Raw genomic sequence first — 13,718 nt, 5'->3', positions numbered from 1 at the left:
GCGGTCAGTGGGCGCCGGTGAGGTTGAGCCAGCGGTGGAGGTGTGGGGAGGTCGACTCGGTGGTTCGGAAGCCGACGTAGCCGTCGGGGCGTACGGCGATCAGTCCGCGACCGGGTCGGTCCTGGAGACGGTGCACCCGAGTCCATCCGTCGGAGGCGACGGGATCCGGGGTCGGCGCATCCCGGAGCAGCAGAAGGTGGGTGCCCGGGCTCGCAGTGAGGCTCTGGAGTCGTGTGCCAGCGTCGGCGACGGTGACCGGCAGGTCGGGGAGCCGGTCACCGACGCGGATCGGAAGCGATTCGGGCCGGCCGTCGTCGATCGACAGGGGGCTGTTCGGGTAGCTGATGCGGAGCTGGGCGAGAATGCGGAACCCTGCGGCCAGCAGCCGGCGCCGACGCAGTACCGCCGGCAGCAGCAGGGGCGCGCCCACCGGGAGCAGCACGGTCCGGATCAGTGAAGCCAGCGGGTCGAGGCCCGATTCTCCCCAGAAGACGAGGTTCGTCCAGGCCGTTGTGCTCCGCGCGACAGGCCGCCGCTCCAGCTCGTACGAGTCGAGCAGAGTCTCCGGATCTGAAGCATTGGCGGCGCGGGCGAGCTTCCAGCCGAGGTTGATCGCGTCCTGGATGCCGGTGTTCATGCCCTGCCCACCGGCCGGCGAGTGCACATGTGCGGCGTCACCGGCCAGGAACACCCGGTGGTCCCGGTAACGGTCGGCCAACCGGTACCGCATCGGCACGACCTCCGACCAGGCGAGCCGACTGACACGTGTGCCCAACCGCGCGGCCTCCAGCAGCTCCCGCACCTCCCTCGGCGACAGGGTGTCGCCGGCAGAACCACCACTCACGGCCCGGGTCGCCATCAGCCGCCAGGTCGCCTGGTCACCGTGCGGGAACAGGAAGACCAGACCGGCACGAGTGGTCGCTACGTGCGCGGTGTCCGTCCCGAGGCCGCCTTCCAGCTCGACGTCGGCCTGCACAATCTCCCGGTCGTAGTCCGCACCCGTCGTCCCGATGCCGACAGCCTGGCGAACCGTGCTGCCAGCGCCGTCGCAGCCGACCAGGTAGTCGCACGTAGCGGTCGTCTCGCCGGCTCCGCGGAGCTGTGCGCGTACGGCGGTCCTCGGCGCGGACGTGAGACCGACAAGCTCGACCCCACGCTCGACCGGGACGCCCCGGCTCTCCAACGCGGTCGCCAGTACCGCCTCGACGTGCGCCTGCGGCAGCAACGTCAGATGCGGGTACGCCGTGTCGGGTACGGCGAGGTCGGCGATCTTCACCCGGACGGCGCGCCCGTGCAGGTGGAGCTGCACCGTCGGCGAGCGGTCGGCGTACTCGAGCAGGGCCTCGACGACGCCGAGCGGCCGGAGCACCTCGAGCGTTCGTGCGTGCGTCATCATCGCCCGCGACGGCCGTGCCGCGTCGGGACGCCGGTCGATCACCCGGACGGTGGCCCCGGATGCCTGGGCCTGCAGCGCGAGAGCGAGGCCCGTTGGCCCGGCGCCCACCACCAGTACGCGCGTCACCAGGACTCCAGCGGTCGCCACCACTGGTCCACCGGCCCTCCGATCCTGGTCGGGTCGGCGAACAGATCGTCCCGACGCAGGCCGGGCACCACGTGGTATCGGATAGACCCGGTGTCGGAGACCAGAGCCAACGGCCACCAGAGCGCCCGGACGTAGGCATCCGCCTGGTCAGGCCCGTCCCAGTCGTAGCACCCGCGGTAGACGCCGAACTCGTCGGCAGCGAACCAGAGCTTCGACACGAAGCCCGGGAAGCCGGCGAACAACGGTGTGTTGAGCAGGCTCTCGTCCCGGAACAGCCGGTGCCCGCGTCCACTGACCAGTCGCAACCGGAACTGCACGATCAATGCGCACGGATCCAGCGGTGCAGGTCTGTCGAGCACGGTCTCCCGGTAGACCCACGAAGTGGACCCGTCGCCGAACCGCACCCGCATCCCGACGTGATCCCGCGGCATCCGGATGCGACTTCGGAACAGCCCTGCCCCGGTCCGGCCCGCGCACGCCGCCAGCCGCGGCAACGCGGTCGTCAGCCGGAGATGCTCCACCTGACCATCCATGGCGACCCTCCTCCCAACACCGTTGTCCAGGCCGGCGCCGTGGACAACGACAGAAGGTCCTGAGACACCCGGGACCTTGTGCTGAGGGAGGATCCGCTGCAGGTGCTAGTCGGTCTGCTCGCTCATCGTCCAGACGTGCCGCAGGGACTGGCCGGCGACGCCCTCGGGGTTCTCCGCGAAGCCCTCGACGAACTGGCTCATGTGCTGCTGCCAGCGCTGGTCGGTGGAGTTGTCCCGCAGGTACGCGACCGCGGACTCGTAGTCGTCGGACTCGACCAGGTGAAACAGGTCCCGGCCGCTGCGCCAGATCGACCAGTCCTTGATCCCGGCGGCGTGCATCACCGTGATCAGTTCGGGCCAGACACGGGCGTGCTCGGTCTCGTAGGCCTCTTCGGTTCCGGGGATCAGGCGGCTGTGCAGCGCAAGGCGGGTCACAAACGAGCAGAATACGCCGCGCGAGGCGGCCGTGGAACGCGGTTCCAGATTCCGGCAGACCAATTCGCCGATCGTCTTGGTCCCGATTCACACCGGCTCTGCGGCCAACTCCGGAGCCTGGACCGGCGTCGTACTTGGGGGGATTGAGTAGGTTTCCGAGGTAGCCACACGCCGAAGGCCGTGTCCCGGTGTCCATCCGTCGTCGTGCGAGAGTTGGGAACGTGAAGCGAACCACTGCGATCGTCTGCCTGAGTAGTCTGCTGATCACCGCTGGTTGTTCGGACAGCAAGTCCGGCGGCGGAGGCTCCGGGAACGACGAGCAGAAGGCGTCCGGAGCGGTCATCAAGCAGTTCGCCGACGCCTGGGTGCAGGCCTGGGCGCCGAACGGGAAGCCGGACGCGGCCGGCGCGCTCACCGACAACCCGACCGTGTTCGCCAAGCGCCTCGACGACGTCGACAGCGCGCTGGTGGCGAACACCGTGACGGTCACCCCGCAGGACAACCCGAAGTGCTCGGACGGCAACAACTGCACGCAGGACCTGGCCGTCGAGGCGCAACTGCGCGGCATCGGCACGATGAAGTGGACCAGTACGGCGACCGCCGTGAAGACCGGTGACACCTGGAAGGTCAAGGCCTCCGGCGACACCATCTACCCGGGGCTCGGCGACAACAACTACCTGAAGCGGGTCCGGGCGCTGCCGGCCCGGGCGTCGATCCTGGACCGCAACGGCGTCGCGCTGACCGCGAACCGGCAGGTCGTGATCGTCGGCGTCGCGTCCGGCAACAAGGCGACCGCGGCGACGTACGCGGCGTTCACGAAGTACCTGCAGGTCGACGGTACGAAGCTGGCCGCGCGGGCGAAGGCGGCCCCGGCCGGGCAGTTCGTCGACGCGATCACGATCCGCGCCGAGGACTGGGAGACGCTGCGGCCGAAGATGCAGGCGCTGCCCGGCGTACTGACGATGGGCGGCACCCAGTCGCTGCCGCCGACCGCGACGTTCGCGAAGTCGATCCTCGGCACCATGAAGACCGCGACCGCGGACACGCTGAAGAACGCCGGCCCGACGGCGTCGGCGCAGGACCAGGTCGGTACGACGGGCCTGCAGTACGCGTTCCAGCAGCAGCTCGCCGGTACCCCGGGTGGCACGGTGACGCTGCGGGACGGCAAGACCAAGATGACGATCAAGACGGTCTTCAGCCAGAAGGGCACCGCCGGCAAGCCGGTGAAGACGACCCTCGACACGAACATGCAGAAGACCGCGGAGGCCGCGCTCGCGACCAGCAAGCTGCCGGCCTCGCTGGTGGCGGTGCAGGCGTCGACCGGGCAGATCCTGGCCGCGGCGAACGGTCCGCAGCCGACCAACTACAACCGCGCCTTCCAGGGCCGGTACGCGCCGGGTTCGACGTTCAAGATCGTCACCTCGGCCGCGCTGCTCGGTGCCGGCGAGACCACGACGACGCCGCTGCCGTGTACGCCGACGATCAACGTCTTCGGCAAGACCTTCAAGAACTACGACGGCCTGACCGCGTACGGCGCGGGCACCATGCAGAAGGCGTTCAACGAGTCCTGCAACACCGCGTTCATCTCGCAGCACGCGAAGCTGCCGAAGGACGCGATGACGAAGACCGCCGCGATGTTCGGCATCGGCCGCGACCTGGGCCTGTCGATCGGCGCGTACGGCGGTCAGGTCCCGGCGCCGAAGGACGACGTCGAGGAGGCCGCGTCGATGATCGGCCAGGGCACGGTCACCGCCAGCCCGCTGGCGATCTCGCTGGTCGCCGCGGCGGTCGACCACGGTACGGCGATGAAGCCGGTGCTGGTGCCGGGCAAGGATGCGGCCGGCGCGGCGGCGTCACCGCTGCCCGCGGCGACGGTGGCGGCGCTGCGGACGTTCATGCGGACGACGGTCACCGGCGGTACCGCGAAGGTGCTCGCCGGGAACGGCGCGGTCGCGGCGAAGACCGGTACCGCGGAGGTCGTGGTGAACGGCAAGGTCACCACCAACGCCTGGATGGCCGGCTACCGCGGCGACGTCGCGTTCGCGGTCATCGTCGAGGGCGGCGAGTCCGGCTCGCACACCGCGGGCCCGATCCTGAAGACGTTCCTCTCCAGCTTCAAGTAGGAACTTGCTGAGACTTGGCTGAGAGCCCGCCGAGATCGGGAAATCGGCACTTAGGGTAACCGGATGGAGAGCTTGGTCTGCCCTAAGTGCCGCGGCGGGATGCGGGCGTACGAACGCAGTGGAATCGCCGTCGACCAGTGCGGCGAGTGCCGCGGGATCTTCCTCGACCGGGGCGAACTGGAACGCCTCGTGGACGCCGAGACGCGCTACAACTCACCGCAGCAGCAGCCTCGCTACGAGGAGAAGCGGTACGACGACGACCGCCGCTACGGGAACCAGTACCAGCACAAGAAGAAAAAGAAGTCGTTCCTCGAAGACCTCTTCGACTGACCGTTACCGCCGGACCGCGATCACCGTGCCCTGGGCCAGTGCGCACAGGGTTTCGGTGTCGCCGTCGACGGTGCGCAGCTCGCAGGTGCAGGTGGCCTGACGGCTGGTCGAGTGCGCGACTCTGGCGACGGCCCGCAGTACGTCGCCCCGCGCCGGGCGGAGGTAGTTGATGGTGAAGCCGCCCGTCAGTACCTCCGGCCCGAGCGCCGTACCGCCGGCGAAGGTGAGCGCGTTGTCAGCCGCGTAACTCAGCACCCCGCCGTGCAGGAACCCGTTCTGCTGCTGGAGATCCTCGCGAATGTCGAGCTCCAGCGTCGCCGCGCCGTCGCCGAACGCGGTCACCCGCGCCCCGACCAACACACTGAACGGCTGCGTCGCCAGCAGTTTCTGAGCTACCTCGAGCGTCAACTCCATGCCGCTCAGCCTAAAGTCGTCGTGTGAGTACGCCGAGGGTGGAACTGCGTCCGATCTCCGCGGGCGAGTATCCGGAGTGGAAGGAGCAACTCGCGACCGGGTTCGCGGCTGCGATCGGGCCGGCGCGGGGTCTGGATCCGGACGAGGCCTTGAAGGTTTCCTACGCGGAGACCGGCAAGTTGCTGCCCGACGGGCCGGACAGCGAGAACCAGCTCATCTGGGTCGCGGTCGCGGACGGCGAACCGGTCGGGAGCCTGTGGATCAGTACTCGGGCTCGGATGCCGTTCGTGTACAGCATCGAGGTGTCGGCCGCACAGCGCGGCAAGGGATACGGCCGGGCGATCATGCTCGCAGCCGAGGAGGAGTGCCGGCAGCGCGGGTACGATGCGCTCGAGCTGAACGTCTTCGGCGACAACGCGTCGGCGATCGCGCTGTACAACTCCCTCGGCTATACCGTCACCTCGCAGCAGATGCGGAAGACCTTCTAGGCGAACCGCCTGATGAGTTCGGCGAACAGCGCGGGCTGGTCGAGCGGGATCAGTGTGTAGCTGTCCTCGACCAGTTCGAGCTCGGCCTGCGGCAGCAGCTCGGCGAGGCGGCGGCCGTGGTCGAGCGGCATCACCCGGTCGTCGGCCGCCCACACCACGAGCGCGGGCCGGTCGAAGTGCGCGAGATCCGGCGCGGCTTCCTCCAGCACACGGCGGTCCGCGAACACCGCACGCAGCATTCGCACCGTCTCCGCGCGGATCTCGGGCTGCTCGAGGACCGGGCGGATCCAGCGTGCCGTCGTGGCGTCGCCGCGCTTGGTCAACGTCCCGAACGCGAGCGGCGACCGCCGGATCGCCTTCACCCGCAACTGCTGCAGGAACGCCCCGAACAGTGCGGGCGGCAGCTTGCCGGACAGCGCCAGCGACCTCCCCGTCAGCCCGGGCGGGAGGTTGTCGAACGCCTCGCACGACGCCAGCACCGCTCGGCCGATCCGCTTCGGATCCTCCCGGAGTACCAGCTGGACGACGGCTCCCCCGGTGTCGTTGCCGACGAGGACGACGTCCTCGAGGTCGAGCCGGTCGAGGAACTCCCCGACCAGGCGGGCGATCCCCGGGAGCGAGAGGTCGGCGTTCATCGGCATCCGGTGCGCACCGAACGGCAGGGTCGGAGCGATACAGCGGTGATCCGCCGACAGGTCCGCGATGACGTCGTCCCACAGTGACGCGTCCATCAGGAGTCCGTGCAGCAGGACGACGACCGGGCCGGTGCCGCGGTCGACGTATTGGAGGGTGCCGGCGGACAGTTCGAGCTCGTTCATCGCTCTCCTTCTGGTTAGTATGGAACTCATAATATATGAGACTCATATCTGGGAGCTGAGGATGATTCTGATCACTGGCGGGACAGGAACCGTTGGGCGGCCGTTGGTTTCGTCGCTGGTCGAGCGCGGCGCGGCGGTTCGGACAGTCGGGCGTTCCGTGGCGGACGTACCGGCGGGCGTCGAGCGGTTCGCGGCGGACCTCGGCGACCTGGGCAGCGTGGCGCCCGCGTTGAAGGACGTCGAAGTACTGTTCGTGCACCCGCGGGCGGTCGGTGAGCAGGCAGCCGGGCTGGTCGCGCTGGCGGCGGAGCACGGCGTACGGCGGGTGGTCGTGATGTCGGCGATCAACGTCGACGACGACCCGGCGCTGCAGCCGTCGCGGTGGAACGGCGACCGCAACCGGGAGGTCGAGGCCGCGGTCGTCGCGGGCGGGCTGCCGTGGGTCGCCGTACGGCCGGCGTCGTTCGCGGCCAACGCGGTCGGTCTGTTCGGGGCGCAGGTCCGGGGCGGCGATGTCGTGCGAGCGCCGTACGGCGACTTCGGCGAGGCGCTGATCGACGAGTCGGACGTGTCCGCCGTACTGGCCGAGGTACTGCTCGACGACCGGTGGGACGGGCAGCGGCTCGCGGTCACCGGGCCGGAGTCGTTGACCCAGCGGCAACTGGTGGACGTCATCGGCGCGGTCCTCGGTCTGCCGTTGCAGTTCCAGGAGGTCCCGGCGGAGGCCGCCGTACGTGGAATGGTCGCGAACGGGCTGCCGGAAGCATTCGCCCACGCGCTGATGGACCGCTACGCGAAGGTCGTAGCGCCGGCGCCCACAGACACCGTCGAGAAGGTTCTCGGCAGGCCTGCGCGGTCGTTCGCGGACTGGGTCGGAGCGCATCGGGACGCCTTCCGGCGCTGAAACCTGCTGGACGACGCTTTCCGGATCGGAATACCGTGGGGGTGGCAGCCGCACGTCGAAAGGACCCACAGGGAGCGATGTCGACACCTCGCCGAGACAAGGGTTGATTCGAACCCAGCGCTCGCGGTCGGACCGGACCGCGTAGCCGGGACGGACCGTCGTGTCCGCCCCGGCCGATCTCGCTCGGCGAAGTGAGCGGCCTGCGCTCTGCGCGTTTGCGCGTTGACGCTGCCCGGTCCTGACATTCTCTCGAAAGCGGTGCATTTCGTGACGCCTGTTATCGCGGCGCAAGACCTGACCAAGACCTACACGTTCCATCAGCAGCGCGCCGGACTCGGCGGTGCGCTGAAGAGCCTGGTACGACGTAAGTACGAGACCCGGCTCGCCGTCGACAAGATCTCGTTCACGATCGGCAGCGGCGAGGTCGTCGGCCTGCTCGGCCCGAACGGCGCCGGCAAGACGACCACGCTGAAGATGCTGTCCGGTCTGCTCTACACGACCTCCGGCGACCTGGAGGTCCTCGGCCACACCCCGTCCGACCGCAAACCCGACTACCTGCGCCGGATCGCGCTGGTGATGGGCCAGAAGACCATGCTGTGGTGGGACGTGCCGGCGATGGAGAGCCTGCTGCTGCACAAGGACATGTACGGGCTGTCCACCGCGGAGTTCGACCGGAACGTGGCCGAGCTCGCGGAACTGCTCGAGGTCGGGCACCTGCTGAACGTGCAGGTCCGGAAGACCTCGCTCGGTGAGCGGATGAAGCTCGAACTGATGGCGGCGCTCGTCCACGGCCCGGAGATCCTGTTCCTGGACGAGCCGACGATCGGGCTGGACGTGGTCGCGAAGGCCCGCGTCCGCTCGTTCCTGGCCGATGTCAACCGGCTCCGCGGGACCACGATCCTGATCACCAGCCACGACATGGACGACATCGAGGCGCTCTGCTCGCGGGTGATGATCATCGACCACGGCCGGCTGCAGTTCGACGGCGGCCTGGACGATCTGGTCCGTACGGCGCGCCCGCGCAAGCTGGTGCGGGCGACGTACGCGACCCCGGTCGACGCCGGTCAGCTCGACGGGGTGACCGCGGTCTCCGGCACAACCGTCGAGCTGGAGGCGGACCGGGAGCGCGCCGGTGCGGTACTGGAGCAGCTGATCAAGCTCGGCCCGCTCGTCGACCTGGATGTCGCGGACGCCGACATCGAGGAGATCATGCGGGACCTGTTCCTGCACCGCAGCACGCTCGGCGATGCCTCATGAGCACGGTCGCACGGAACCTCCGCGTCGTTCGGCGGATGACCGCGGCGGAGATCGCACAGCAGTCCGTGTACCGCGCGGCGTGGGTGATCTTCATGCTCGCGAACATCTGCGTCCCGATCATCTCGCTGCTGATCTGGCGGACGGCGCTCGCGAGCGGGGCGCGGTTGCCGGTCGACGAGCGGTACGTGACGACGTACTTCGTGTTGCTCGGGTTCGTCACGATGGCGACCTCGTCGTGGATGGCCGGGTTCCTCGCGCAGGACATCCGGCTCGGGAAGCTGTCCAGCTGGATGATCCGGCCGGCGTCGCTGCTGGTCGGGTTCGTCGCGAACAACCTGTCGGAGAAGTTCCTGAAGCTGATCGCGCTGGTGCCGATGATCGGGATCGTGTGGTGGATCTTCCGGGACTCGATGAATATCGCGGCCGGTCCGGGACGGTGGGTCCTGTTCGCGGTCAGCATCGTTTTCGGCGCGGCGCTGACGTTCACGATCGACATCCTGATCGCGTCGCTGGCGTTCTGGATGGACGACGTGAGCGCGCTGGTGCAGGCCCGCGTGATCGTGTCGAGCGTGCTGTCCGGTGCCGTCGTACCGCTGGCGCTGATGCCGTCGTGGTCGCGCGGGTTCGTCGACCACCAGCCGTTCCGGTACACGGTGTCGTTCCCGGTGGAGATCGTCGCGGGTCAGCTGACCGGGCGGGAGCTGCTGACCGGGTTCGGTTTCCAGCTCGGGTACGTCGTCGTCCTCGGAGTGCTGGCCCGCCTCGTGTGGGCGGCGGGGATCCGCGCTTACTCGGCGGTGGGCGCATGAGGATCTGGCTGCACGTGAAGCTGTGGCGGCGGTTCTTCCTGCAGGCTGTCGTCCGCGAGACGCACTACCGGGCGCACTTCCTGACCACGTTGCTGGTCGGGCTGGTGCAGCTCGGGCTGGGCATCGTGCCGACGCTGCTGCTGTTCGGGTTCACGTCCGAGGTGCACGGGTGGTCGCGCGCGGAGGTGATCGCGCTGGTCGGCGTGTTCCAGATCGTCACCGGGCTGATCGCCACGTTCGTCGCGCCGAACCTGAACCGGATGACGACGTACCTCACCGAGGGCGAGCTGGACGGCGTACTGCTGCGGCCGGTGTCGAGCCAGTTCTACCTGACGTTGCGGTGGATCAACGTCGCGGAGCTGACGAACGTTGCCAGCGGCATCGTCGTACTCGTGATCGGGCTGGTGCAGGCCGGGATCAGCTTCGGGCCGGGGCAGGTCGTCCAGGCCTTCGTGCTGATGTGCTGCGGACTGGTGCTGCTGACCTGCGTGTGGTCGGCGCTCGCGTTCCTGGCGTTCTGGCTGCAGTCGGTGAACTCCATTGGGATCGTGTTCCTGAGCATGGTGGAGGCCGGGCGGTACCCGTTGGTGTTCTTCCCGGTGGCGGTACGGACGTTCCTGACGTTCGCGTTCCCGGTGGCGTTCGCGACGACGTTCCCGGTACGGGCGCTGGCCGGCGACCTCGGGTGGTCACCGGTGGCGCTGGGCGTCGGGCTGTCCGTGCTGGCGTTGCTGCTGGTACGGCTGGTGTGGCGGCGCGGGGTGCTGACGTACTCCAGTGCGTCCAGCTGATGTGGTTACCTGTGAGGTATGAGCTGGTGGGTCCTGCACGTGGACATGGATCAGTTCATCGCTGCCGTCGAGATCCGGCGCCGGCCTGAGCTTCGCGGGCTGCCTGTCGTGGTGGGTGGTTCGGGCGATCCGACCCTGCCGCGACAGGTGGTCGCCACCGCGTCGTACGAGGCCCGCGCGTTCGGCGTACATTCCGGGATGCCGATCCGGGCGGCCTACAAGAAGTGCCCGGACGCCGTCTTCCTGCCGTCGGACCCGAAGGCGTACGACGCGGCGTCGGCCGAGGTGATGGACACGCTGCGGACGTTCCCGGTGGTAGTTGAGGTCTGGGGCTGGGACGAGTGCTTCGTCGGCGCGGAGACCGACGACCCGGAAACGTTGGCCGCTTCCTTGCGGGCCGCGGTGCTGGAGCGGACCGGGCTGACCTGCTGCGTCGGCATCGGCGACAACAAGACCCGCGCCAAGCTCGCCACGAACTTCGCGAAGTCCGCCGGGGAACGCACCGGCATCTACCGCCTCACCGCCGCCAACTGGCGGGAAGTGATGGACCACCGCCCGGTCCGCGAACTCTGGGGCATCGGCGCCCGGATGGAACGCAACCTCAACGAACTCGGCCTCACCACGGTCGCCGACCTGGCCGCCGCCGACGTCGACACGCTGAAGAAGCGCTTCGGCCCGAAGATGGGCACCTGGTACGCCGCCCTCGGCCGCGGCCTCGGCGACACCCAGCTCACCGACGTCCCCCGCGAACCGGTGTCCCGCAGCCACGAGGAAACCTTCGCCACCGACCTCCCCGACCACGAGGCCGTCGCCCGCGAACTCCACCGGATCGCCGTCGAAGTCACCCAGGAGGTCGTCGCCGAAGGCCGCACGATCCAACGCGTCTGGGTCAAACTCCGCTTCGTGAACTTCTACACCCCGATCAAGAGCCGCAAACTCCCCGCCCCTACCCAGGACCCCGAAGTCATCGCCACCACAGCCCTCACCCTCCTGGAAAAGTTCGACCTCCGCCGCCCCATCCGCCTCCTCGGCGTCCGCGTCGAATTCGTCCCACCGGCCTGACCACTATATAACTTTATTGTCAGAAAGTTATATAGTGGCGAGCGTGAACCAACTATCCGTCGGCTGGGAGCGTTGCGAGTGGGACGCGAGCGGGCAGCCGATGTCGCGGCGCGAGCGAGCGGAGTCGCGGGGCTCGTACCTGGCATCCGTTCCGCCTGACATCGCCGGCTTGCAGTTCGACGTCCCGTCCGACGTTGCCGCAGCGGCCGAGGACGCGCTGATCGAGGTCTCCCGGTTCGACGCCGAACTGGCCGCGTCACTCCCGGCGGCCGACGGCGAACTCGCGCCACTGGCCGTCGTCCTGCTGCGCACCGAGTCGGCGTCGTCGTCGCAGATCGAAGGCGTCACGGCCGGCGCGAAGGCGTTGGCGATCGCCACTCTGAACGAGTCCTCCGGACAGAACGCCCGCCTGGTCGCCGCGAACGTCGACGCCATGCAGAAGGCGATCGCACTCGCCGACGAGCTCAGCGTCGACTCGATCCTCGCCGCACACCGCGCTCTCATGCACGATCAGTCCTATGCCCGCCCGGGACTGGTCCGGGACGGGCAGGTGTGGATCGGCGGCGGTCCGACTTCGCACACCGCGACGTTCGTCCCACCTCGGCAGGAGCGCGTCCCGGCGCTGCTCGAGGACCTCGTCGCGTTCTGCCGACGTACCGACATCCCCGTCCTCACTCAGCTCTCGATCGCACACGCCCAGTTCGAGACGATCCACCCGTTCAACGACGGGAACGGCCGGACCGGTCGCACCTTGGTGCACGCGATGCTCCGCCGATCGGGGGTGACTCGGCGCCTGACCGTTCCGCTTTCGGCGGGCCTGCTGACTGACACCCCGGCGTACTTCGCGGCGCTCGGTTCCTATCGTGAGGGTGATCCGGCGCCGATCATCACGCAGTTCAGCCGTGCGGCGTTCGCTGCCGTCGGCAACGGCCGCTGGTTGGTCACCGACCTGATCGGCATCTACGACGAGTGGCAACAGATCCTCCCCTCCCGGAAGGGCTCGGCGGCCCGCCGCCTGCTGCCACATCTGCTGAGTCAGCCGGCAGTCACCGTTGCGCACGTCCAGCAGCACCTCGGTGTGTCACAGCCGGCCGCCCAGCGCGCCGTCGATCAGCTCGTCGGCGCGGAGATCCTGAAGCAGATCTCGACCGGAAAGCGCGACCGTGTCTGGATCGCCCGCGAAGTGATCACCGCGCTCGACGACTTCGCAGCGCGGACGGGTCGCCGTAGCTGAGCAGGTCGGTGAGGATCTTTGACAGGTCGTCAAAGCTTTGCTGGACGGCAGCGCGGTTGTTCAGGCGGTGGCGTTCGAGGCGGATCGCGGCGATATGGCGCGCTTCGTAGACGGCCGCACGCCAGGTCGCGGACGGGGAGGAGTCCAGGGGGCCGTAACTGTCCCAGAAGGCCTCGCGTTCGTCCGGTTTTGCCTGGGCCATGTGGATGGTCCAGTCTGCGGCCGGGTCGCCGAACTCGGTGCGGTCGAAGTCCAGGACGCCGGTGATCAGCGGTTCGGGCGCGGTGGCGTCGAGGAGGCAGTTCACGGTCCACAGGTCGCCGGTCAGCAGGCGTGGTTCGCGTACTTCGTCCAGGGTCGCGCGGCCGCGCTCGGACAGGTCGGCGGCTGTTCGTACGTCGGTGGCGTCGAGGCCGGCCCGCTCCAGGTCGTCGGCGATCTGGAGGAAGCTGGCGATGACGGCGTCGCTCCAGCGCGCGTACGACGGCTTGTCCACACGGCCGAAGGACGGCCCGCGTACGTCGTGAACGGTGCGGGTGATGGCTCCGAGCTGGCGGAAGAACGTCGTACGGCCGGAGCGTGGGTAGTGGCCGAGATGTTCCGGAGCGGGCCGGCCTGGCAGGCAGGTCTGGATCATCCAGTCGCGGTCGACGACATCGTGCGACCAGTCGACCGCCAGCACCCGCGGCATCAGCGGAGCGATCGGAGCCAGCCACGGGACACTCGCGTATTCGTTCCGCATCAGATGCAGCTCTGACCGGAACTGCTTCGGTTCCTCAGGCGCGATCCGGAGGATCACCGGCTCGGGCAACTCGATCCGGTAGACGCTGTTGTAACCGCCGTACCCCAACTCCACCGCGGACACCGGATCCGCATCGGCGCCGAACGCACGGCGGCAGATCGCCTGGATCTGTGTGGTGGTCAGACCGCGCTGGAACGCATCCGGGTCGCGCTCGATCGCTTGCAGTTCCACCGGG

Annotated in this window: 15 protein-coding genes; 9 read left to right on the top strand and 6 right to left on the bottom strand. The window is 68.7% G+C overall.

Annotated elements, in window-relative coordinates; translation table 11 throughout:
- Positions 1 to 4 precede the first annotated feature (4 nt).
- The 3 genes from AB0M51_RS17270 to AB0M51_RS17260 all read right to left on the bottom strand — a co-directional run bounded on the left by AB0M51_RS17270 (position 5) and on the right by AB0M51_RS17260 (position 2,511).
- Positions 5 to 1,621: an FAD-dependent monooxygenase gene (locus AB0M51_RS17270; RefSeq protein ID WP_363749860.1), complete on the bottom strand. Its 1,617-nt coding sequence runs from the start codon at positions 1,619 to 1,621 to the stop codon at positions 5 to 7.
- Positions 1,519 to 2,076, bottom strand: a complete 558-nt coding sequence (locus AB0M51_RS17265; RefSeq protein WP_363749583.1) for a hypothetical protein — start codon at positions 2,074 to 2,076, stop codon at positions 1,519 to 1,521. Before AB0M51_RS17265 ends, AB0M51_RS17270 begins: the two co-directional genes overlap by 103 nt.
- A 105-nt stretch (positions 2,077 to 2,181) precedes the next feature.
- Positions 2,182 to 2,511: an L-rhamnose mutarotase gene (locus AB0M51_RS17260; RefSeq protein ID WP_344193974.1), complete on the bottom strand. Its 330-nt coding sequence runs from the start codon at positions 2,509 to 2,511 to the stop codon at positions 2,182 to 2,184.
- 221 nt (positions 2,512 to 2,732) lie between these two features.
- On the opposite strand from AB0M51_RS17260, the gene AB0M51_RS17255 reads away from it, so the two are divergent.
- Positions 2,733 to 4,634, top strand: a complete 1,902-nt coding sequence (locus AB0M51_RS17255; RefSeq protein WP_344193972.1) for a penicillin-binding transpeptidase domain-containing protein — start codon at positions 2,733 to 2,735, stop codon at positions 4,632 to 4,634.
- A gap of 63 nt (positions 4,635 to 4,697) precedes the next feature.
- Positions 4,698 to 4,964, top strand: a complete 267-nt coding sequence (locus AB0M51_RS17250) for a zf-TFIIB domain-containing protein (protein WP_344193970.1) — start codon at positions 4,698 to 4,700, stop codon at positions 4,962 to 4,964.
- A 3-nt stretch (positions 4,965 to 4,967) separates the two neighbouring features.
- Here AB0M51_RS17250 and AB0M51_RS17245 read toward each other — a convergent pair whose 3' ends face one another.
- Positions 4,968 to 5,378 carry a PaaI family thioesterase gene (locus tag AB0M51_RS17245; RefSeq protein WP_344193968.1) on the bottom strand — a complete coding sequence of 137 codons (411 nt, stop codon included), beginning with the start codon at positions 5,376 to 5,378 and terminating at the stop codon, positions 4,968 to 4,970.
- Between the two features lie 23 nt (positions 5,379 to 5,401).
- Between AB0M51_RS17245 and AB0M51_RS17240 the strand changes: the two genes are divergently transcribed.
- Positions 5,402 to 5,866 (top strand): GNAT family N-acetyltransferase, encoded by a 465-nt coding sequence (locus tag AB0M51_RS17240; RefSeq protein WP_344193966.1) that lies wholly within the window; start codon positions 5,402 to 5,404, stop codon positions 5,864 to 5,866.
- Here the strand turns inward: AB0M51_RS17240 and AB0M51_RS17235 are convergent.
- Positions 5,863 to 6,684, bottom strand: a complete 822-nt coding sequence (locus AB0M51_RS17235; protein WP_344193964.1) for an alpha/beta hydrolase — start codon at positions 6,682 to 6,684, stop codon at positions 5,863 to 5,865. The two genes, AB0M51_RS17240 and AB0M51_RS17235, sit on opposite strands and share 4 nt — an antisense overlap.
- 61 nt (positions 6,685 to 6,745) lie before the next feature.
- Here AB0M51_RS17235 and AB0M51_RS17230 point away from each other — a divergent pair, with 61 nt between their 5' ends.
- The 6 genes from AB0M51_RS17230 (at position 6,746) to AB0M51_RS17205 (ending at position 12,741) form a co-directional block, all read left to right on the top strand.
- On the top strand, positions 6,746 to 7,588 hold the full coding sequence (locus tag AB0M51_RS17230) for an NAD(P)H-binding protein (RefSeq protein ID WP_363749582.1): 843 nt from the start codon (positions 6,746 to 6,748) through the stop codon (positions 7,586 to 7,588).
- 267 nt (positions 7,589 to 7,855) lie between these two features.
- Complete coding sequence (locus tag AB0M51_RS17225) at positions 7,856 to 8,845, top strand: ATP-binding cassette domain-containing protein (RefSeq protein ID WP_344193960.1); 990 nt, start codon at positions 7,856 to 7,858, stop codon at positions 8,843 to 8,845.
- Positions 8,842 to 9,654 (top strand): ABC-2 family transporter protein, encoded by an 813-nt coding sequence (locus tag AB0M51_RS17220; RefSeq protein ID WP_344193958.1) that lies wholly within the window; start codon positions 8,842 to 8,844, stop codon positions 9,652 to 9,654. The genes AB0M51_RS17225 and AB0M51_RS17220 overlap by 4 nt, the downstream gene beginning before the upstream one ends.
- Positions 9,651 to 10,445: an ABC-2 family transporter protein gene (locus AB0M51_RS17215; protein WP_344193956.1), complete on the top strand. Its 795-nt coding sequence runs from the start codon at positions 9,651 to 9,653 to the stop codon at positions 10,443 to 10,445. The genes AB0M51_RS17220 and AB0M51_RS17215 overlap by 4 nt, the downstream gene beginning before the upstream one ends.
- Positions 10,446 to 10,463: 18 nt before the next feature.
- Positions 10,464 to 11,507 carry a DNA polymerase IV gene (locus tag AB0M51_RS17210; RefSeq protein ID WP_344193954.1) on the top strand — a complete coding sequence of 348 codons (1,044 nt, stop codon included), beginning with the start codon at positions 10,464 to 10,466 and terminating at the stop codon, positions 11,505 to 11,507.
- 43 nt (positions 11,508 to 11,550) lie between these two features.
- Entirely contained in the window at positions 11,551 to 12,741 is a 1,191-nt protein-coding gene (locus AB0M51_RS17205) for a Fic family protein (protein ID WP_344193952.1), read from the top strand.
- Here the strand turns inward: AB0M51_RS17205 and AB0M51_RS17200 are convergent.
- Entirely contained in the window at positions 12,695 to 13,714 is a 1,020-nt protein-coding gene (locus AB0M51_RS17200) for an aminoglycoside phosphotransferase family protein (protein ID WP_344193949.1), read from the bottom strand. The two genes, AB0M51_RS17205 and AB0M51_RS17200, sit on opposite strands and share 47 nt — an antisense overlap.
- Between the last annotated feature and the right edge of the window lie 4 nt (positions 13,715 to 13,718).

The sequence above is a fragment of the Kribbella sp. NPDC051137 genome (assembly GCF_040682535.1).
Classification (GTDB): domain Bacteria; phylum Actinomycetota; class Actinomycetes; order Propionibacteriales; family Kribbellaceae; genus Kribbella; species Kribbella karoonensis.
Note: the sequence above shows the minus strand (reverse complement) of the source record. Positions and strands in the feature narration are given on the sequence as shown.